This window comes from Abyssibacter profundi (assembly GCF_003151135.1).
GTDB classification, from domain to species: domain Bacteria; phylum Pseudomonadota; class Gammaproteobacteria; order Nevskiales; family OUC007; genus Abyssibacter; species Abyssibacter profundi.
Genome location: NZ_QEQK01000002.1, coordinates 233,539 through 252,468 on the forward strand (window position 1 = coordinate 233,539; position 18,930 = coordinate 252,468).

An 18,930-nucleotide genomic window follows, 5' to 3' on the forward strand; every position below is an offset into this window, starting at 1 on the left:
CCGTGAACCTCTGGATCGCCGTTTGGTCACGGGAGTGGCAGTTGCTGTTCCGGCAATTGCAGGATCTGCTTCAACCCTTGGTGTACTTCGCCATGGTCGTGATGATCGTGCCGCTGGGGACAGACCCCTCGGCCGACGTGTTGGCACGATTAGCGCCGGCAGTGGTCTGGATGGCCGTGGTGCTGGCCGTCGTGCTGTCCTTGGACCGCTTATTTCGAGATGACGCCCGTGACGGCACGCTGGCGGTGCTGCTCACTGCACCGACGCCGCTGTGGTGGGTGCTGCTGGCCAAGCTATTGGCGCATTGGCTGGGACTGGGTCTGCTGCTGACGATGGCGGCGCCGCTGGCCGGTGCGGCATACGGTCTTGCCGCGCCTGCGGTGGGTGTGCTGTTGCTCACCGTGCTGGCCGGATCGCTGGGACTCATGGCCCTGGGCATGGTTGCCGGTGCACTGACGGTGGGGGTGCGTAATGGCGGCGTGTTAGTCGCCATCATCCTGTTGCCGTTGTACGTGCCGTTGCTGGTCTTTGGTGCCGGTGCGGTCGGCGCTGTGCAGTCGGGGTTTGAGGGCGGCGGTCCGGTATACTTCGTGGCCGCCTTGTCGGTGCTGTACGCCACGTTGGCGCCGCCCCTTGCAGCCGTTGCGCTGCGACTGAGTTACGACTAATCACATGTGGACCTGGTTTCACCGTCTGGCCTCTCCGCCCACGTTCTACCGCTGGGGCGGTACGCTTCAGTGGATATTTGGCGTGCTTGCAGTGCTGCTCATCGTGGTCGGCACCTACGGCGGCTTGGTATTGGCCCCGGCCGACTATCAGCAGGGCGATGCGTTTCGCATCATCTATGTTCATGTGCCCAGCGCCTGGCTCTCGCTATTCGTGTACACCAGCATGGCCGTCGCCGGCGGTGTGGCGCTGATCTGGCGGATGAAATTAGCAGAGCTCTATGTGATCGCCGCCGCCCCGCTGGGCGCCGCGTTTACGGCGCTGGCCCTGGTGACCGGCATGCTTTGGGGCGAGCCGATGTGGGGCACGTACTGGGTTTGGGACGCGCGCTTGACCAGTGAACTGGTGTTGCTGTTTCTCTACCTGGGCGTGATTGCCCTGGCAGCCGCCTTCGAAGATCCGCGGCGTGGTGCGCGCGCGGCCGCCGTGTTGGCGTTGATCGGGGTCGTCAATGTCCCGATCATCCATTACTCGGTGGAGTGGTGGAACAGCCTGCATCAGGGCGCAACCGTGACCAAGTTCGATTCGCCATCAATTACCGGTGACATGCTGTGGCCACTGCTGGTCAACGCACTCGGATTCATGTGCTATTTCGCCTGTCTGCAGTGCGTTCGAATGCGAGCGCTGATCCTGTCACGCGAGCGTGATGCCCGCTGGGTACGCGAGGCCGTGGCATGAGCGAATCCTTCTGGAGCATGGGTGGGTATGCCGTGTATGTCTGGTCGTCCTTTGGCCTGACCGGACTGGTGCTGCTGGGCGGCGCGGCGTGGAGTGCCGCAGACCTGGCGCGGCAGCGCCGAGACATCCGATTGGAACGAGAGTACGACGATGACGCGTAGACAACGTCGCATGTTGGCGGTCGGCGCCCTGGTGGTGGGCACCGGGACAGCCGTTGCCCTGGCCCTGGTCGCCTTCCAGAGCAACCTGATTTATTTCTACAGCCCGTCTGAGGTGCTGAGCGGCGAGCTGCCTCCCCAAGCACGGATTCGTCTGGGGGGGATCGTTGAAACCGGGAGCGTCGAGCGTTCGGCCACCGATACGACGGTGAGTTTCCGACTGGCCGACTGCGAACAGGCGGTCACTGTGCGCTACTCGGGGATTCTTCCCGATCTGTTCCGCGAGGGGCAGGGGATCGTCGCCATTGGTACCTACGACCCCGACAGCGGCTTTCACGCTGAAGAAGTGCTGGCCAAGCATGACGAGAACTACATGCCTCCTGAACTGGTGGATTCGTTGAAGGACAAGGCTGGAACCAGCTGCATGCCGGCGGTGGACGCATGATTCCGGAGCTGGGTCATTTTGCACTGTGCCTGGCTGCGGGCCTGTCGCTGATGCAATGCGTGGCCCCGCTGGCCGGTGTGGCCGCCAAGCGAGAGCGGTGGCAGGCCATGGCGTGGCCGCTGTCGGTGGGGCAGGTGGTGTTCACGATTGTGGCCTACCTCGCGCTGACCTGGTCGTTCATCGACATCGATTTTTCCGTGCGTTACGTGGCGACCAACGCCCACACGGAATTGCCGCTGTTCTACCGGATCTCCGCTGTCTGGGGCGGCCATGAGGGCTCGTTGCTGCTTTGGGTGCTCATGCTGGGCGCATGGACCTTGTTGGTGGCCGGTCTGAATAAGAGCCTGCCCCGTGACGTCGGTGCATCCGTGCTGGGCGTAATGGGCGCCATTTCCTTTGCATTTCTGCTGTTTACGCTACTGACTTCAAACCCGTTCGAGCGTTTGTTTCCGGTGCCCGCCGAAGGTCAGGATCTCAACCCACTGCTGCAAGACCCCGGGCTGATCATCCATCCACCGATGCTGTACATGGGCTACGTCGGCTTTTCGGTGGCGTTTGCCTTCGCGGTCGCGGCGCTGATCAGCGGCCGCCTCGATGCGGCCTGGGCACGTTGGACCCGGCCCTGGACCACGCTGGCATGGAGCTTTCTGACTGTCGGCATCCTGCTCGGGTCCTGGTGGGCGTACAACGAGTTGGGCTGGGGAGGATGGTGGTTCTGGGACCCGGTTGAGAACGCCTCGTTCATGCCCTGGTTGGTTGGCACGGCGTTGATTCACTCGCTCGCGGTGACCGAGAAACGCGGGCTGTTCAAGGCCTGGACGGTGCTGCTCGCCATCTCGGCGTTTGCCCTGTCGTTGCTGGGGACCTTCCTCGTACGGTCGGGTGTGCTGGTGTCGGTGCATGCCTTCGCAACCGACCCGTCTCGTGGCGTGTTCGTGCTGATGATTTTCGCGTTCTTCGTGGGCGGAGCGCTGCTGCTGTTCGCGCTACGGGCTGCGCGGTTTCAGGTGCGCCAGCGCATGACGCTGTTCTCGCGAGAGGGCTTGCTGCTGCTGAACAACGTGTTTCTGTCGGTGGCGGCGCTGGCCGTGCTGCTCGGTACCTTGTACCCGCTGTTCGTCGACGCCATGGGTATGGGCAAACTCTCGGTGGGGCCCCCTTATTTTGATGCCGTGTTCGCGCCGCTGACGCTGCCACTGGTCGTGCTCGTGGCCTTTGCCATGCCGGTGATGTGGAAGCGTGGACAGTGGTCACGGGTTCGCGAGCAGCTGTGGTTGCCCCTGGTGGCAGCGGTTGTGGTGACGGCGATTGTGGCCGTCGCCGGCGTGCGTGGCCTGGGCGTGTCCGCTGCCATCTTGATGGCGGTGTGGTGCATTGCCGGGGCACTGGCGGAGCCGGTCCGCGTATTGCGGCGGCGTAGTCGGGTTAAGCTGTCGCGATCGCAATGGGGAATGACGCTGGCGCACTGCGGTCTGGGTGTCTTTGTTCTGGGTGTGGCCCTGGTCAACCACGGCTCGATCGAGCGCGATGTGCGTCTGGCGCCGGGTGAAACCGTGGAGTTTTCGGGTTATCTCTTCCAGTTTGGCGGCGTATCCCGTCAGGAAGGCCCGAATTTTCACGCGGATGTTGGCCTGGTCGACATCATGCGAGACGGGCGTCTGGTCGCCACCCTGGAGCCCGAGAAGCGCTACTACCGCATGGGCGGCAATCCGATGACGGAGGCCGCCATCGATATCAGTCCACTGCGTGACCTGTATGTCTCACTTGGCGAGCCCGTACAGGACGGCGCATGGATTCTGCGCCTTTATGTCAAACCACTGATCCGCTGGATCTGGTTGGGGTCGCTGATGATGGCTTTGGGCGGGGCGCTTGCAGCCTCGGATCGCCGCTACCGGCTCAAGTCCAGAGCGCCGGTGTCGGTGGCATCGGCGTCGTCGGCGCAGGCATGAGTCGCTGGTTTCTGCTGGCGCCCGTTCTGGTCGTCGGTCTGCTCATCGTCGTGTTTGCCGTCGGCCTGCGACTGGATCCAAGCCGCGTGCCGTCCCCGCTAATCGATCAGCCGGCGCCTGCGTTCTCCTTACCCAGCTTGCGCGCCCCGGATCAAGTGGTGACCAGCGATCGATTGCGCGGGCAGGTGACGGTGGTCAACGTGTTCGCAAGCTGGTGTGTTCCCTGTCGCCTGGAACATCCGCTTTGGATGGAATGGGCCCAGACGTCGGATGTGCCGGTGATCGGACTGAACTACAAGGATGCGCCGCGTGACGCCCTGGCTTGGCTGGCGCGTCACGGCGACCCTTACGCCGTTATTGCCAGCGACCTGAGTGGGGATGTCGGCATCGACTGGGGTGTTTACGGCGTGCCCGAAACCTTCGTGATCGACGCGGATGGCCGGATTCGGCATAAGCACATCGGTCCATTGGACCCATCAACCATGGAGCGGGACTTCCGTCCGATCGTCGAACAATTGCTGCGAGAAGCGTCCTGATGATTCGCAAGGTACTCGGGTTTTATCTGTTGGCCTGTTCAGTCGTCTGGGCGGCGCCTGAAGGACTGACCAACGAGGAGTTGGTTCGTTATCACGACTTGCTGGAAGAGCTGCGGTGTCTGGTCTGTCAGAACCAGAATCTGGCCGAGTCGAACGCCTCGCTGGCAAACGACCTGAAGCGTCAGGTCGAGGACATGATCCGCGCTGGCCAGACTGACGAGCAGATCAAAACCTACTTGCAGGCGCGGTACGGCGATTTCGTGCTCTATCGTCCGCCGTTCAAACCCACGACCTGGGTGCTGTGGATCAGCCCCTTTGTGGTCCTGATAGTTGTCCTGCTGATCGCCTGGTTGACCCTGCGCAAACGGCAGGCGACCCAGACCAGAACCGACGCCGTGGACCGCGACGCGCTTAAGCGCCTACTGGATAACGAATGAAAACCACCCTGATTGTCGCCTTCGTCCTGTTGACGGTGGTCGCCATGCTGTTTCCCGCCCTGGCGCTGCGTCGGCCGGGCGCAGGGCGCCGCAGTCGCCAGCAGGATAATGTCGACGCGTTTCGCAGCCGCAAGGCCGAGTTGGAAGCCGATCTGGCCGCGGGCCGCCTGACCGACACGGACTTCGAGCAGCTGGAAGCCGATGCCGCGGCCGAACTGTTGCAGGATGCCCAGGCAGAAGAGGGCACCGCGCGGCCCGGTGGACGATGGATGTCTTTGGTGGCCATCGCCGTCGTGCCTGTCGTCGCAGCCGGGCTTTATCTGGCCGGCGGCGGCCTGCCGCCCACCACCCATGCCGAGCAGATGCAGGGGCTGGTCGCGCAGTTGGAACAGCGGGTTCAGGCCGCACCTGAAGACCAGGAAGCGCGTCGCATGCTTGCCAGGGTGTACATGGGGTCTGAGCGCTACCAGCAGGCGGCGCAGCTCTACCGCCAGATCAACGAGCAAACCGGGGGGCGGGATGTGGCGACCCTGGTGGCCGAAGGTGAAGCACTGGGCATGGCGAGGGGGCAGGACTGGCTGGGCCGCCCGGCGACCCTGTTCGATGCTGCCCTGGCGCTGGAGCCGAACAATATCCGGGCCCTCTGGTATGGCAGTCTGGCCGCGGCCCAGGGCGGCGAGACCAACAAGGCGCTGCTGCGCCTGCAACGGTTGGATCGTCAACCGCTGGAGGAACCGCTGCAGTCGGCGGTTCGGCGCGCGGTGGTTGCCATGGGGGGTGTGCCGGCTGACGCCGAAGCAGCAACGGCCCAGGCCGGCGAGCAGGGCACGGTCATTCAGGTCGAGATCGCGCTGTCCGACGCGCTAGCCGCGCAGCTGCCCGACGAGTTTGCCCTGTTCGTATTCGCCAAACAGATCGATGGCCCACCGATGCCGCTGGCCGCCCAGCGACTCGGTACAACCACGTTTCCACGGGCTGTCACACTCAGTCGCGACAATGCCATGGTCGATGGGCTGACGCTGGACACGGCCGATGTCTGGGAGGTCTCGGCACGCATTTCGCAAGCGGGAGAGGCCCGCGCATCGGCCGGTGACCTACAAGGTTCGATTCGCGTCGAACGCGACGATCTCGGTACCGTGCAGCGGCTCATCATCGATGAGCGTGTGGGCCCCACCAGTGGATGAGGGGTCGCTGGTCGGATTTCAGGCGTTACGCTAGCCTGTAAGGCCACACGTCGCACCGATGCGGTGCGACGACTCACCGAGTCAGGGCAGTTTGCTACGCGCGACTGTCGCAGTGTGGCCAGGCCACCACTGCGCGAACAATGACAACGTTCAACTAAAAAGGATAATCATGCGACTACGCAAAGCGGTCTTTCCTGTGGCGGGTTTGGGCACCCGGTTTCTTCCGGCGACCAAGGCAAATGCCAAGGAAATGCTTCCGATCGTTGACAAGCCGCTCATCCAGTACGCGGTGAAGGAAGCCGTCTCGGCAGGTGCCGAGGAACTGGTTTTCATTACCAGCAATAACAAGAACTCGATTCTCGATCATTTCGACAAGTCCTACGAGCTGGAAAAGCAGCTGGAGGAGAAGGGTAAGACTGCCCTGCTGCAGGAGGTGCGCGACATCCTGCCGCCTGGCATCACCTGTGTGTACATCCGTCAGCCTGAAGCCCGCGGCCTGGGCCACGCCATTTCCTGCGCCTGGACAGCGGTGGGCGATGAAGATTTCGCCGTCATTCTTGCCGACGACCTGATCGACGGAAAGCTGCGTCCCGCGCTGGCGCAGATGCAGCGTGTTTATCAGGAGTACGGCACCAGCGTTATTGCCGTGCAGCGCGTTCCCAAGGATGAGGTGCACAAGTACGGCATCGTCGAGGTTGAGCCGGTCGGACCTGGCCTGGGCGAGATTCGCGGCATTGTTGAGAAGCCGGATCCGGACAAGGCGCCGTCGAATCTGGCCGTGGTCGGTCGTTACATTCTGACCCCGCGCATCTTCAAGCTGCTGGAGTCAACCGAGCCGGGCGCCGGTGGAGAGATTCAGCTCACCGATGCCATCAGTGCCATGATTCAGGAACAGACGGTGTTGGCCTACGAGTTTGAAGGCAAGCGCTATGACTGCGGCAGTAAGCTGGGTTACCTGCAAGCCAATGTGGAATTGGGTCTGAAGCATCCGGACCTGGCCGATGAATTCCGCGAGTATCTGGGCGAGCTGACCGCCAGCTGGCCGCGCGACGAGAAAAAGTCTGCCTAGGAAGCTGCAGCCCTAGGGACGCACGGATCTTTCGCGCCGCCCAGTTGCTGCCTGCAATCAGGCTAGGCAAGTCGCGCGACGCGAAGTCTGGTCATTCCAGATGGACGACGAGAACGGCCCCGCGAGGGGCCGTTTTCGTATCTGCGTGCGCGAATGCTGCGCCAGTCGGTGTGCGAATGCGGGCCGCGCAGCAGGTCCAAGGCAGTCGCAAGCCACTGGTGTAACAGGGAATTTTGTTGGTATTCAGGGGGTTGTGTCATTGCTCGGCATGATGCGCGGCCATCGACTTCGGAGTCGCTAACCGGTTGGGTGGGTTCTGTTCGACTGCGCTCGTATACTTTCGCGATCCATACCGGGCAGGGGTCGAAATGACCGGCGAAAAGCTGCGACGTTTTCTCGAATCGTCTCCCATTTCTGGAGGCAACGGCGCCTGGGTCGAAGCCATGTACGAACAGTACCTGGCCGATCCGGACGCGGTAGAAGCCAGTTGGCGCGATTACTTCAAGCAAATGGAGGCGGGTAGTCAGCGGCACGATGTCGCCCATAGCCCGATCCAGCAATCCTTCGCCGAGTTGGCGCGGGCCAAGCCGGTGGTCAGCGTGGGCAAGGGCGGTGGCCTGTCTGCCCAGGCCGCGGCCAAGCAGTCATCGGTGCTGCGGCTCATCAACTATTACCGTGTACGCGGTCACCAGGCTGCAAAGCTCGATCCACTCGGTCTGGCCAACCCGCCGGCCGTGCCGGATCTGGATCCGGCCTTCCACGGTCTCGGCAGCTCGGACATGGAATCCGAGTTCGATACCGGCTCGTTGGCAACCTCGGATCGGCTCAAACTGCGCGAGATCATCGATGTCGTGCGGCGCGTGTATACGGAGTCGATTGGCGCCGAATACATGTACATCACCGAGACCCAGCAGAAACGCTGGATTCAGCGACGACTCGAAGGCTCGGTCGACGAGTCCCGGCTGACGGCCGATGAACAGCGCGAGGTGCTCAAGCAGCTCACGGCGGCCGAAGGCATCGAACGCTATATGCACACCCGCTACGTCGGGCAGAAGCGCTTCTCGCTGGAGGGCGGTGATTCGCTCATTCCGGCGCTGGATGAGCTGATTCGCCGGGCGTCGGCGCATAGTGTCGAGGAAGTGGTGATCGGCATGGCCCACCGCGGCCGCCTTAATGTGCTGGTCAACATTCTCGGTAAATCACCCAAGGATTTGTTCGACGAATTCGAAGGCAAGATCACGGCGGAAGATCTGCGGTTCTCGGGTGATGTGAAGTACCACAAGGGCTTTTCGAACGACATCGAGATCGACGGCCGTCGCGTTCATCTGGTGCTGGCGTTCAACCCGTCCCACCTGGAAATCGTGAACCCGGTGGTCGAGGGGTCGGTGAAAAGCCGCCAGCACCGCCGTGGGGACGAGACCGGTAGCTCGATTCTGCCCGTCCTGATTCACGGGGACGCAGCCTTCGCCGGCCAGGGTGTGGTCATGGAAACCCTGCAGCTATCGCAGGCCAAGGGTTATGCGACTGGCGGCACGGTGCATTTCATCGTCAACAACCAGGTCGGCTTTACGACCAACAATCCGATTGAGGTTGAGCAGCGCGAGCACGCACGGACATCGCTGTACTCCACCGACATCGCCAAGATGCTCGAAGCGCCGGTGTTTCATGTCAACGCCGATGATCCTGAAGCCGTGGTGTTCGTGACACGGCTGGCAATGGATTTCCGCGCCGAGTTTCACAAGGACGTGATCATCGATCTGGTCTGTTATCGCCGTCATGGCCATAACGAGGCGGACGAGCCGGCCGTGACGCAGCCGAAGATGTATGAGCTGATCAAGTCTCATCCCACCACGCGTGCGCTCTATGCAGAGCGGCTGAAGAATGCTGGTGTGATTGAGTCCAGCGATGCCGACCAGCTGAATGAGGACTACCGCAACGGTTTGGACCAGGGTGAGAACATCGCCCGGACCACATTGGGCATGGTGGGCAACCAATACACGGTGGACTGGAGCCGTTACGTCAATGGCAGCTGGGATGCCCATGCCGACACGTCGATGTCGGCCGAGCAGATGAAGCGACTCGCCGAAACCCTGCTCGACGTGCCCGAGGGCTTCGCGCTGCATAACCGTGTCGAACGCATCATGAAGGACCGCCGCAAGATGGCGGCCGGTGGTCTCCCCATCGACTGGGGCTTTGCCGAGACCATGGCCTACGCCGGCCTCATCGATGACGGTTTCCAGGTCCGACTCAGCGGCCAGGACTCCGGTCGTGGCACGTTCTTTCACCGTCAGTGCCGGTTGCTGAACCAGAAGGACGGCAGCGTCCATGTGCCCCTCAAACGCATTGGTGAGCCGCAGGACTTCATCATTAATGACACCTTGCTGTCCGAAGAGGGCGTGCTGGGCTTCGAGTACGGCTATGCCACCGCTCAACCTGAAACACTGGTGATCTGGGAGGCTCAATTCGGCGATTTTGCCAATGGGGCTCAGGTCGTTGTCGATCAGTTCATCGCCTCCGGTCATGCCAAGTGGGGGCGCGTCTGTGGGCTGACGATGCTGCTGCCGCATGGTTACGAAGGCCAGGGGCCAGAGCATTCCTCGGCTCGTCTCGAGCGGTACCTCCAGTTATGTGCGGCCAACAACATGCAGGTGTGTGTGCCGTCGACGCCGAGTCAGTTCTTCCACATGCTGCGTCGTCAGCTCAAGCGGGACTATCGCTTGCCACTGATCGTGATGACGCCCAAGAGTCTTCTGCGTCACAAGCAGTCGGTCTCCACGCTGGAAGATCTGCAGCAGGGTCGTTTCGAAACCATTATTGACGACCAGGGCATCGAAGATGACAGCAAGGTCCGTCGCATCGTGCTCTGCAGCGGCAAGGTCTACTTCGACCTCTACCAAATGCGCGAAGACCTGGATTTAAGCCAGGATGTGGCGCTGGTTCGAATCGAGCAGCTGTATCCCTTCCCAAGGGCGGAGTACAAGGCGGTCCTGGCGCGCTACCCCAATGCCAAGGACGTTGTCTGGTGTCAGGAAGAGCCGGAGAACCAGGGGGCCTGGTACCAGATCAAGCATCGTCTGCTGAATTCTCTGGGCGAGCAGCATGTCATGTTGTACGCCACCCGCGCGGGCTCACCCTCAACTGCGACCGGCTACCACAAGGTCCATGTCCAGGAGCAGGAAGAGTTGGTGCGCAAGGCACTCGAATCTGGCAATCGAACACGCGGCGAGTAATCAAGCAACCGGATAGGGCGTTCACGCCTATGGAATCTGATTGGAGACGGAATGAGTATTGAAGTCAAAGTGCCGGCATTGCCGGAGTCGGTGACCGAAGCCACCGTGGCTGTTTGGAACAAAAAGCCAGGTGATCGTGTCTCGCGAGACGAGAACATCTGCGAACTGGAAACCGACAAGGTCATGCTGGAAGTGCCTGCCGTGGCCGATGGCGTGCTCAAGGAAATCAAGGCCGAGGAGGGCGCCACCGTCGGTTCGGGTGACATCATCGCCGTGCTGGAGGAAGGTGCCGGCGGCGGAGATGCCGATGCCGGAGACGGGTCGGCGGATAGCGATGACGCCGAAGGCGACAGCAACAAGGCAGATGCGGATGATCGCGACACGCCGCCACTGAGCCCCGCGGTTCGCAAGTTGGTGGCCGAGCACGACCTGGACCCCAGCAAGATCGAGGGAACTGGCAAGGGTGGCCGCATCGTCAAGAGCGATGTCGAGGACTATCTGGCCAAGCAATCGGACGACCAGTCAGCGTCGAAATCCGACGACGGCGGATCGAAGAGCGAATCCAAACCCGCACCCAAGTCAGACCCCGTGAGCGTGCCCAGTGGCGACCGCGTCGAGCAGCGTGTGCCGATGACGCGTATCCGCAAGCGCATCGCCGAGCGCCTGGTTGAGGCCCAGCAAACGGCCGCCATGCTGACGACCTTCAACGAGGTCGATTTGCAGGCCGTTATGGATCTGCGGGCACGCTACAAGGACAACTTCGTCAAGTCCTACGACATCAAGCTGGGCTTCATGTCCTTTTTCGTGAAGGCCGCAGTTGAAGCGCTGAAGCGCTATCCCATCGTCAACGCTTCGATTGACGATGATGATGTGGTGTATCACGGCTACTACGACATCGGGATCGCCGTGTCGACCGAGCGCGGGCTGGTCGTGCCGATTCTTCGGGACGCCGAGTCCATGAGCTTTGCCGAAATCGAGCAGGCCATTGCCAACTACGGCAAGAAGGCGCGCGAGGGCAAGATCACCATGGACGACCTGCAGGGTGGGACGTTCTCCATTACCAATGGCGGCATCTTCGGTTCCATGCTCTCCACGCCGATTCTTAATCCGCCGCAATCGGCGATTTTGGGTATGCACGGGATCATCGAACGCCCGATCGCCGTTAACGGTGAGGTGGTGATCCGGCCGATGATGTATCTGGCGCTGTCATACGATCACCGCCTTATCGACGGCAAGGATGCGGTCATGTTCCTGCGTACCATCAAAGAAACGCTGGAAGATCCGGGTCGTCTGCTACTTCAGATCTAATCTGCGATACGTGTTCAACACATTGAATCGCAAACACAAATCAAACGAGATGGTTACGCAATGAGCAAGGATTTCGACGTCATCGTCATCGGCGGTGGTCCCGCCGGCTATGTCGCGGCCATTCGCGCTGCGCAGCTGGGCATGAAGACCGCCTGCGTGGATAACTGGCTGAACCGGGACGGCAACCAGGCTTTTGGTGGGACCTGTCTGAATGCGGGCTGTATTCCTTCCAAAGCCTTGTTGGAATCGTCGGAGTTGTATCACCGCGCCCAGCACGAATTTGACAAGCACGGCATCGCCGCCGGGAAGATCAAGCTGGACCTGGAGGCCATGCATGCCCGTAAGTCCGGCATTTGCAAGCAGATGAACGGCGGCGTGCAGGCGCTGTTCAAGTCCAACGGTGTGGAAGGCATTGCCGGTACCGGCACCGTGCTGGGGTCCGGCAAGGTCAAGGTCACGCCCGTGGACAAGGGCGACAGCAAGGAACTGAGCTGCGAGCACATCATCATCGCCAGCGGCAGCTCGCCCGTGGAGCTCAAGATTGCGCCGTTCGACGGTGATCGCATTGTTGATTCCTGGGGTGCATTGGAATTCTCCGAAGTACCGAAACGCCTGGGCATCATCGGTGCCGGGGTGATCGGTGTGGAACTGGGCAGTGTCTGGTCACGTCTGGGTGCCGAGGTCGTGCTGCTGGAGGCAATGGACCAATTCATTCCGGTGGCCGATCAGCAGATTGCCAAAGAAGCCGCTCGCCACTTCAAGAAACAGGGTCTGGATATCCGTCTCGGTGCCCGCGTGCTGGGTGCCAAGGCGCAGAAGACGCAGGTGAAAGTCGAGTATCAGACGGGTGACGACAAGCACAGCGAAACCTTTGACCGGTTGGTCGTGGCCGTCGGGCGCCGTCCGAATACCGATGACCTGTTCTCCAAGGATTCCGGCCTCGCCCTGGACGACAAGGGCTTCGTCAAGGTGGACGAGAACTACCGCACCAACCTGCCCAACGTCTACGCCGTGGGTGATGTCATCGGTGGCTTGATGCTGGCGCACAAGGGTTCGGAAGAGGGCGTGGCCTGTGCCGAGCTCATCGCCGGACAGAAGCCGCAGGTGAACTACGACACCATTCCGTCGGTCATCTACACCGCACCCGAGTTGGCTTGGGTGGGCAAGACCGAGGAGCAATTGAAGTCGGAGGGCGTCGAATACAATGTGGGCACCTTCCCATTTTCGGCCAATGGACGGTCCAAGGCGCTGGAAATGTCGGTGGGCACGGTCAAGATGATCGCCGATGCCAAAACCGACCGAATCCTGGGTGTGCATATGGTCGGACCCTACGTTTCGGAGCTGGTGGCCGAGGCGGTGGTCGCCATGGAGTTTGGTGCAACCGCCGAGGATATCGCCCTGACCATGCACGCCCACCCGACCTTGTCGGAAGCCGTCCACGAAGCGGCGCTGTCCGTGCACGGACACGCCATTCACGCAATCAACAAAAAGCGACGCTAAATGATGCGCAAGACCCTATTGACGCTGGCCCTCCTGGCGCCAGGTATCGGCTTTGCCGGCCAGGCCCTGGATCTCAACTTGTCTGGCGACGCCATCCAGGGTGAGTTTTCGTCCGATACGGGCGTACTCCCCAATAGCGATGGTGTGTTCTCGATCGGCGGTTTGTATGCCGATGATGACAAGTCGGACTTCACCATGGGCCATGTGGGCCTGCTGGTGACCGGTGATGCCGGGGCGCGCAATGCGCTGGTCAATGCAGGGCTCGGTGTGCGCCTGGTCGGACTCGATGTCAACGGCGGGGATGCCACTGGCGGTGCCATTTCCCTGGGCGCTGAGTTCGATGCGCGACTGCCAGCCTATAACCGGATCGGCGTCGGTGCTTACCTGTACTACGCGCCGGATGTCTCCGCTTTTGGCGATATCGACAAGTATCTGGAGTACGCGGCCAACCTGAACTACGAACTGATCCGCAACGCCTTCGTGTATGTGGGTGCGCGCCAGGTTCGGCTGGGGTTTGATCCGGGTAGCGAAGTGAGTGTGGATACCGGTGCCCATGCCGGGTTCAATCTGAAGTTCTAGGAATCGCAAGACATGGCAGGTCATTCCAAATGGGCGAATATCCAGCACCGCAAGGGCGCCCAGGATAAGAAGCGCGGCAAGCTCTTCACCAAGCTGGCAAAAGAGATCACGGTGGCGACCCGCATGGGTGGCCCGGATCCGGATTCCAATCCACGCCTGCGGCTGGCGATCGACAAGGCCAAGGGTCAGTCACTCCCCAAGGACAACATCGAGCGCGCCATCAAGCGTGGCTCCGGTGCCATGGAAGGAGACGACTACGAGGAAATCCGTTATGAAGGCTACGGTCCCAATGGCGTGGCCGTCATGGTGGACTGCCTGAGTGATAACCGGAATCGCACGGTGTCGGATGTGCGTCATGCCTTTACCAAGCATGGCGGTAATCTCGGCTCGGATGGCTCGGTGGCCTATCTGTTCAATCGCTCGGGTGTGATCGTCTTCAGTGAGGGAGACGAGGCGCTGGAGGAACAGGTCATGGACATTGCCCTGGAAGCCGGGGCCGAGGACATCACGACCAACGAGGATGGCTCCATCGAAGTCCTGACCCCGCCGGATGCCTACGAGACTGTCCGCGACGCCCTGAAGGCGGCGGGCCTGGAACCGGCCCATTCGGATATCACGATGCTGGCGACGACCAGCGTCGCCCTGGATTCGGAGCAGGCCGAGACGCTGACCCGGCTGATCGATGCGTTGGATGATCTGGATGATGTCCAGGACGTCTATTCCAACGCAGAGTATCCCGATACCGAGGCAGCCTGAGCTGGGCCAGCCGATCCGCATCCTGGGAATCGACCCCGGATCGCGTTATACGGGCTGGGGTGTGGTCGATGTGCAGGGGCAGCGGCAGGCGCCCGTGGCCTGGGGCTGTATTCGATTGGGCGATGCGCCGTTCGACCAGCGGGTCCGGCGCATTTTTGAAGAGGTACAGGGGCTGATCCGCGACCACGGTCCGGCCGAGGCGGCCATCGAGGATGTCTTCGTCAGTCGTAACGCCATGTCGGCCTTGAAGCTGGGGCAGGCGCGAGGGTCGGCCATGGCTGCCATCGCCTGTCTGGATGTGCCCATCGCGGCGTATCCACCCGCACGGGTCAAACAAAGCATTGTCGGTAGTGGCCGGGCCGATAAGACACAGATCGGACACATGGTGCGAGCCTTGTTGGGAATCAACACAAGAATCCAGGCAGATGCTGCCGATGCCTTGGCGATTGCGCTGTGTCATGCACACTGGCGCGCTTCGCCTGCAGCCCGGTTGGGGCTGGCCACATGATTGGTCGCCTCCGGGGGACCCTCATCGCCAAGCGGCCGCCGGTCCTGCTCATTGATGTGGGTGGCGTGGGCTATGAGGTTGAGGCGCCGATGTCCACGATTTACGAGTTGGGTGACACCGGCAAAGACGTGATCGTGCATACCCACCTGGCCGTGCGTGAGGACGCCCAGCAATTGTTTGGCTTCGCCACCATTGGCGAGCGGGATTTGTTCCGCGTGCTGATTCGTATCAATGGTGTGGGCGGCAAGCTGGCGCTGGCCATACTGTCCACCATCCCGGCCGGCGAGTTCACTCGCGTCGTTGAGGAGGGGGATGTCACCGCCCTGACGCGCGTTCCCGGCATCGGCAAGAAAACGGCCGAGCGTCTGGTGGTGGAAATGCGGGGGCGTACAGATGCATTGATGGCGCCTGCCGCCGGTGGCGCAGCCATCGAAACGCGACCGCAGGATGCGGCGACAGAAGCCACCGATGCGCTGGTTGCCCTGGGCTACAAGCCAGCCGAAGCCGGGCGCATGGTGCAGAAGGTGGCCGGGGCCGACATGGATTCCGAGGCCATCATCCGCGCCGCGCTGCGGGCGGCCATGCGATAGTCGCCTCATGAACGAGTTCAGCGAGTCTCGCGTTATCGACAGCGCCGCTTCCGGCGAAGAGGCGCGTATTGATCGGGCGATCCGCCCCAAGCAGCTGGCCGACTATGTCGGACAGGCGCCGGTGCGCGAACGCCTGGGAATTTTCATCGAGGCCGCGCGGCAGCGTAGTGAAGCGCTGGATCATGTGCTGATCTTTGGGCCACCTGGCCTCGGGAAGACCACGCTGGCTCATATCATCGCCACCGAAATGGGTGTCGGGCTGCGCCAGACATCCGGACCGGTGTTGGAAAAGCCGGGCGATCTGGCTGCGCTGCTGACGAATCTCGAACCCCACGACGTGCTGTTTGTTGATGAAATTCATCGACTCAGCCCGGTGGTCGAAGAGGTGCTGTACCCGGCGATGGAGGACTACCAACTCGACATTGTGATCGGCGAGGGGCCTGCCGCACGGTCGATCAAATTGGACTTGCCGCCATTCACGCTGGTGGGCGCTACCACCCGGGCCGGCTCGCTAACCTCGCCGCTGCGCGACCGCTTCGGCATCGTTCACCGGCTGGAGTTCTACACGCTCGAAGAGCTCAGCAAGATTGTCACGCGATCCGCCGATATTGTGGGTATGGCGCTGGATGCCGGTGGCGCCATGGAGATCGCCCGGCGCTCTCGAGGCACGCCGCGGGTGGCCAATCGGCTACTGCGCCGCGTGAGGGACTATGCCCAGGTACGTGCGGATGGCCACGTGACCCAGGCCGTAGCCCAGGCGGCCATGGATTTGCTGGATGTGGACAAGGAAGGCTTCGACGTGATGGACCGCAAGCTGTTGTCGGCACTGGTGGAGCGCTTTGATGGCGGGCCGACGGGGGTTGAGAGCCTGGCGGCGGCCATCGGTGAATCCCGCGATACGATCGAGGATGTCATCGAGCCGTATCTGATTCAGCAGGGCTTCATGCAACGTACACCGCGTGGTCGCCAGGCCACTCGTATGGCTTGGTTGCATCTGGGCCTCCAAGCGCCGGCCGGCACGGCCGAGCCGGCGCCGGGTTTGTTTCCGGACTAAGGAAGCGCTGAGCTCGTCGCTCATTTGGAATGACCAAACTTCGCTCCTCGCGCCTTGCCTAGCCTGTCTGCAGGCAGCAACCTAGCGGCGCGAATGAATCAGCGCTTCCCTAACGGAATACGCTGGCTTGCACCGGAGCATCTAGCTCGGACCAAGCGCGGAACATCCCCAGGGTGCTCATCGGCAGGCAGACCAGTCCATCGCGATCCACGCCGATCAGGCCGCCCATGCCGCCACAGTCCACGACTTGCTGAATGACCAACTCAGCAGCGGCGTGCAGGGGCTCGTGACCCAACAACATGCGCCAATGAATCTGGGCAGCGGCATTGACGCGGATGAAGGACTCGCCGTGTCCGGTCGTGGAGATGGCGCAGGTCGGGTCGGCTGCCCAGGTGCCGGCACCGATGACGCCCGTGTCGCCGACCCGACCGGCCGCCTTGTTTGTCATGCCTCCGGTCGAGGTGGCAGCGGCCAGTCGACCTTGGCGGTCGCGGGCCACTGCGCCGACGGTGCCTAAGGGCTCATCGTGGTCCAGCACGACGGTGGCGCGTTCTCGTGCGCGCTCCAGCTGGCGCAAGCGATTGGCGATGACGAAATAGCTGGGATCTTCCGTGGCCACGTCGAGTCGGGTACAGGCCGCGTCTGCGTGTGCGCCGGCCAGCATGACGTGTTGTCCGTCGTTGAGCAGGGCGCGGGCGAGCTTCACAGGATTGCGTGGCCGTCGCGTCGCTGCCACAGCGCCACAGCGCCCTTGACCGTCCATGATGGATGCATCGAGTTCGGCCTCTCCCTGCGTGTTGAGCACCGCACCGCGCCCGGCGTTGAAATGCTCGCAGTCTTCCAGCAGACAAACCGCCAGTTCGACGGCGTCCAGGGCGGCCAGCCCGTCCTGCAACGCGCTCTGCACCTGCCGGCCTATGGCCTGGAGTGCAGCCAGATGCTCGGCATAGCCATGGTCACGCTGCGGCATATCGCCGGCGCCGCCGTGTATTGCAAAGGAAACCGGGTGATGGGACATGTCTGAATCCGTGGCGAAGCAGGGGTGAATAATACGCGTATAATCAGCGCTTTATGTATTCGATTGGCAGGGAACGCCAGCGCTGATGAGCGACGAGACCTTCTGGTGGACGACACGTGTTTACTACGAGGACACCGACGCCAGCGGTGTGGTTTATCACGCCAATTACCTGCGCTTTCTTGAGCGGGCCCGTACGGAGTGGGTGCGCTCGCTGGGATGGTCCCAGGAATCCCTGCGTCACGAACTGGATCTCTGTTTTGCGGTCAGTGAGATGACCACGCGATTTCGTGGGCCGGCTCGTCTGGATGATCAGCTCGCCATCTCGGTGCGCGTCATCCAACAGCGGCGTGCGAGCTTGCGATTTGCACAAACCGTGCATCGGGATGCCCCCGATGGTGCGTGTTTGATCGAGGCCGAAGTCCGCGCGGCCTGTCTGACCGAATCGACTTTTAAGCCGCGCGCGTTGCCGGCTTCGTTTTTTGGGAGCACCGCATGAACAACGAGCTGTCGCTCACCCATTTGATCTTCGATGCCAGCCTGCTGGTTCAGCTGGTGATGGCTGGCCTGATGCTGGCATCGCTGCTGTCGTGGCTCATTATTGTGTCCAAACGCCGCATGCTGGGGCGTACGCGTCGGCTGGCCAACCGTTTTGAGGACCAGTTCTGGTCGGGCGGGCAGCTATCGGAGATTTATGACCGCGTGCGGGTCAGCGACCACGCCGATCACGGCATGGAGGCCTTGTTCCTGGCGGGGTACGAGGAGTACCGCCGACAGCGTGCGGCCCTGCAAAAAGAGGGTGAGCGTGCAGGTGACGAAGGCGCGGCCAGTGCGGTGCAGCGTGCCATGCGCGTGGCGCAGATGCGTGAGGTTGACCGCATGGAAGGCGGGCTACCGGTCTTGGCGACCATTGGTTCGACCAGCCCCTACGTCGGCTTATTCGGCACCGTCTGGGGCATCATGCATGCGTTTATTGCCATTGGTAACGTCAAACAGGCGACCCTGGCGATGGTGGCACCGGGCATTGCCGAGGCGCTGATTGCCACGGCCATCGGCCTGTTTGCGGCCATCCCGGCGGTGATCGCGTTCAATATCTTCACCAGCCAGGTGGATCGATTGGAGAACCAGTTCCAGGCCTTCTCCGAAGAGCTGGTCGGCATTCTCGAACGCGGCCTGCAGAACGTGTCGCGCCGGCCCGAGGCCTAGTC

At 62.0% G+C, this 18,930-nt stretch carries 20 protein-coding genes; 19 read left to right on the plus strand and 1 reads right to left on the minus strand.

Translation table 11 applies throughout. The features are described from left to right. Nucleotides 1-2 precede the first annotated feature (2 nt). The 17 genes from ccmB to ruvB all read left to right on the plus strand — a co-directional run bounded on the left by ccmB (nucleotide 3) and on the right by ruvB (nucleotide 16,707). Nucleotides 3-668 carry a heme exporter protein CcmB gene (gene ccmB / locus DEH80_RS02855; protein ID WP_165831256.1) on the plus strand — a complete coding sequence of 222 codons (666 nt, stop codon included), beginning with the start codon at nucleotides 3-5 and terminating at the stop codon, nucleotides 666-668. Nucleotides 669-672: 4 nt separating this feature from the next. Next, complete coding sequence (locus tag DEH80_RS02860) at nucleotides 673-1,404, plus strand: heme ABC transporter permease (protein ID WP_109718949.1); 732 nt, start codon at nucleotides 673-675, stop codon at nucleotides 1,402-1,404. After that, a complete protein-coding gene (ccmD, locus tag DEH80_RS02865) occupies nucleotides 1,401-1,565 on the plus strand; it encodes a heme exporter protein CcmD (protein WP_109718950.1) in 165 nt (54 codons plus the stop codon). The genes DEH80_RS02860 and ccmD overlap by 4 nt, the downstream gene beginning before the upstream one ends. After that, nucleotides 1,555-2,007 carry a cytochrome c maturation protein CcmE gene (gene ccmE, locus DEH80_RS02870; RefSeq protein WP_109718951.1) on the plus strand — a complete coding sequence of 151 codons (453 nt, stop codon included), beginning with the start codon at nucleotides 1,555-1,557 and terminating at the stop codon, nucleotides 2,005-2,007. Before ccmD ends, ccmE begins: the two co-directional genes overlap by 11 nt. Next, on the plus strand, nucleotides 2,004-3,956 hold the full coding sequence (locus DEH80_RS02875) for a heme lyase CcmF/NrfE family subunit (RefSeq protein WP_109718952.1): 1,953 nt from the start codon (nucleotides 2,004-2,006) through the stop codon (nucleotides 3,954-3,956). The genes ccmE and DEH80_RS02875 overlap by 4 nt, the downstream gene beginning before the upstream one ends. Continuing rightward, the gene (locus tag DEH80_RS02880) at nucleotides 3,953-4,492 is read left to right on the plus strand and encodes a DsbE family thiol:disulfide interchange protein (RefSeq protein ID WP_109718953.1); all 540 of its coding nucleotides are present in this window, start codon (nucleotides 3,953-3,955) and stop codon (nucleotides 4,490-4,492) included. Before DEH80_RS02875 ends, DEH80_RS02880 begins: the two co-directional genes overlap by 4 nt. Further along, the gene (locus DEH80_RS02885) at nucleotides 4,492-4,929 is read left to right on the plus strand and encodes a cytochrome c-type biogenesis protein (protein WP_109718954.1); all 438 of its coding nucleotides are present in this window, start codon (nucleotides 4,492-4,494) and stop codon (nucleotides 4,927-4,929) included. The genes DEH80_RS02880 and DEH80_RS02885 overlap by 1 nt, the downstream gene beginning before the upstream one ends. Next, on the plus strand, nucleotides 4,926-6,113 hold the full coding sequence (ccmI, locus tag DEH80_RS02890; RefSeq protein ID WP_109718955.1) for a c-type cytochrome biogenesis protein CcmI: 1,188 nt from the start codon (nucleotides 4,926-4,928) through the stop codon (nucleotides 6,111-6,113). The genes DEH80_RS02885 and ccmI overlap by 4 nt, the downstream gene beginning before the upstream one ends. Nucleotides 6,114-6,282: 169 nt before the next feature. Next, nucleotides 6,283-7,182 (plus strand): UTP--glucose-1-phosphate uridylyltransferase GalU, encoded by a 900-nt coding sequence (gene galU, locus DEH80_RS02895; protein ID WP_109718956.1) that lies wholly within the window; start codon nucleotides 6,283-6,285, stop codon nucleotides 7,180-7,182. Nucleotides 7,183-7,550: 368 nt separating this feature from the next. Continuing rightward, nucleotides 7,551-10,412 carry a 2-oxoglutarate dehydrogenase E1 component gene (locus DEH80_RS02900; protein ID WP_109718957.1) on the plus strand — a complete coding sequence of 954 codons (2,862 nt, stop codon included), beginning with the start codon at nucleotides 7,551-7,553 and terminating at the stop codon, nucleotides 10,410-10,412. A 51-nt stretch (nucleotides 10,413-10,463) separates the two neighbouring features. Next, a complete protein-coding gene (gene odhB / locus DEH80_RS02905) occupies nucleotides 10,464-11,720 on the plus strand; it encodes a 2-oxoglutarate dehydrogenase complex dihydrolipoyllysine-residue succinyltransferase (protein ID WP_109718958.1) in 1,257 nt (418 codons plus the stop codon). A 60-nt stretch (nucleotides 11,721-11,780) separates the two neighbouring features. Next, entirely contained in the window at nucleotides 11,781-13,220 is a 1,440-nt protein-coding gene (gene lpdA, locus DEH80_RS02910; RefSeq protein WP_109718959.1) for a dihydrolipoyl dehydrogenase, read from the plus strand. Further along, nucleotides 13,221-13,799, plus strand: coding sequence for a YfaZ family outer membrane protein (locus DEH80_RS02915; protein WP_109718960.1), 579 nt, complete (start codon nucleotides 13,221-13,223; stop codon nucleotides 13,797-13,799). A gap of 12 nt (nucleotides 13,800-13,811) precedes the next feature. Continuing rightward, a complete protein-coding gene (locus DEH80_RS02920) occupies nucleotides 13,812-14,555 on the plus strand; it encodes a YebC/PmpR family DNA-binding transcriptional regulator (RefSeq protein ID WP_109718961.1) in 744 nt (247 codons plus the stop codon). Next, on the plus strand, nucleotides 14,500-15,063 hold the full coding sequence (ruvC, locus tag DEH80_RS02925) for a crossover junction endodeoxyribonuclease RuvC (protein WP_243412738.1): 564 nt from the start codon (nucleotides 14,500-14,502) through the stop codon (nucleotides 15,061-15,063). The genes DEH80_RS02920 and ruvC overlap by 56 nt, the downstream gene beginning before the upstream one ends. Beyond that, the gene (gene ruvA / locus DEH80_RS02930; protein WP_109718963.1) at nucleotides 15,060-15,653 is read left to right on the plus strand and encodes a Holliday junction branch migration protein RuvA; all 594 of its coding nucleotides are present in this window, start codon (nucleotides 15,060-15,062) and stop codon (nucleotides 15,651-15,653) included. The genes ruvC and ruvA overlap by 4 nt, the downstream gene beginning before the upstream one ends. A 7-nt stretch (nucleotides 15,654-15,660) precedes the next feature. Continuing rightward, nucleotides 15,661-16,707: a Holliday junction branch migration DNA helicase RuvB gene (gene ruvB, locus DEH80_RS02935; RefSeq protein ID WP_109718964.1), complete on the plus strand. Its 1,047-nt coding sequence runs from the start codon at nucleotides 15,661-15,663 to the stop codon at nucleotides 16,705-16,707. A 109-nt stretch (nucleotides 16,708-16,816) separates the two neighbouring features. Here ruvB and DEH80_RS02940 read toward each other — a convergent pair whose 3' ends face one another. Continuing rightward, entirely contained in the window at nucleotides 16,817-17,725 is a 909-nt protein-coding gene (locus DEH80_RS02940) for an isoaspartyl peptidase/L-asparaginase family protein (protein WP_109718965.1), read from the minus strand. Nucleotides 17,726-17,810: 85 nt separating this feature from the next. Between DEH80_RS02940 and ybgC the strand changes: the two genes are divergently transcribed. Next, a complete protein-coding gene (gene ybgC / locus DEH80_RS02945) occupies nucleotides 17,811-18,221 on the plus strand; it encodes a tol-pal system-associated acyl-CoA thioesterase (RefSeq protein ID WP_109718966.1) in 411 nt (136 codons plus the stop codon). Then, nucleotides 18,218-18,928 (plus strand): protein TolQ, encoded by a 711-nt coding sequence (gene tolQ, locus DEH80_RS02950; protein WP_109718967.1) that lies wholly within the window; start codon nucleotides 18,218-18,220, stop codon nucleotides 18,926-18,928. The genes ybgC and tolQ overlap by 4 nt, the downstream gene beginning before the upstream one ends. Nucleotides 18,929-18,930 lie beyond the last annotated feature (2 nt).

Bases quoted from the DNA above. Each gene is read 5' to 3' on its own strand.
- lpdA (WP_109718959.1), top strand. From the start codon at position 11,781: ATGAGCAAGGATTTCGACGTCATCGTCATCGGCGGTGGTCCCGCCGGC.
- DEH80_RS02920 (WP_109718961.1), top strand. From the start codon at position 13,812: ATGGCAGGTCATTCCAAATGGGCGAATATCCAGCACCGCAAGGGCGCC.
- odhB (WP_109718958.1), top strand. From the start codon at position 10,464: ATGAGTATTGAAGTCAAAGTGCCGGCATTGCCGGAGTCGGTGACCGAA.
- ruvC (WP_243412738.1), top strand. From the start codon at position 14,500: ATGATGTCCAGGACGTCTATTCCAACGCAGAGTATCCCGATACCGAGG.
- DEH80_RS02875 (WP_109718952.1), top strand. From the start codon at position 2,004: ATGATTCCGGAGCTGGGTCATTTTGCACTGTGCCTGGCTGCGGGCCTG.
- DEH80_RS02860 (WP_109718949.1), top strand. From the start codon at position 673: ATGTGGACCTGGTTTCACCGTCTGGCCTCTCCGCCCACGTTCTACCGC.
- DEH80_RS02880 (WP_109718953.1), top strand. From the start codon at position 3,953: ATGAGTCGCTGGTTTCTGCTGGCGCCCGTTCTGGTCGTCGGTCTGCTC.
- ybgC (WP_109718966.1), top strand. From the start codon at position 17,811: ATGAGCGACGAGACCTTCTGGTGGACGACACGTGTTTACTACGAGGAC.
- DEH80_RS02900 (WP_109718957.1), top strand. From the start codon at position 7,551: ATGACCGGCGAAAAGCTGCGACGTTTTCTCGAATCGTCTCCCATTTCT.
- DEH80_RS02885 (WP_109718954.1), top strand. From the start codon at position 4,492: ATGATTCGCAAGGTACTCGGGTTTTATCTGTTGGCCTGTTCAGTCGTC.
- ccmD (WP_109718950.1), top strand. From the start codon at position 1,401: ATGAGCGAATCCTTCTGGAGCATGGGTGGGTATGCCGTGTATGTCTGG.
- ccmE (WP_109718951.1), top strand. From the start codon at position 1,555: ATGACGCGTAGACAACGTCGCATGTTGGCGGTCGGCGCCCTGGTGGTG.
- ccmI (WP_109718955.1), top strand. From the start codon at position 4,926: ATGAAAACCACCCTGATTGTCGCCTTCGTCCTGTTGACGGTGGTCGCC.
- galU (WP_109718956.1), top strand. From the start codon at position 6,283: ATGCGACTACGCAAAGCGGTCTTTCCTGTGGCGGGTTTGGGCACCCGG.
- DEH80_RS02940 (WP_109718965.1), bottom strand. From the start codon at position 17,725: ATGTCCCATCACCCGGTTTCCTTTGCAATACACGGCGGCGCCGGCGAT.
- ruvA (WP_109718963.1), top strand. From the start codon at position 15,060: ATGATTGGTCGCCTCCGGGGGACCCTCATCGCCAAGCGGCCGCCGGTC.
- tolQ (WP_109718967.1), top strand. From the start codon at position 18,218: ATGAACAACGAGCTGTCGCTCACCCATTTGATCTTCGATGCCAGCCTG.
- ruvB (WP_109718964.1), top strand. From the start codon at position 15,661: ATGAACGAGTTCAGCGAGTCTCGCGTTATCGACAGCGCCGCTTCCGGC.
- DEH80_RS02915 (WP_109718960.1), top strand. From the start codon at position 13,221: ATGATGCGCAAGACCCTATTGACGCTGGCCCTCCTGGCGCCAGGTATC.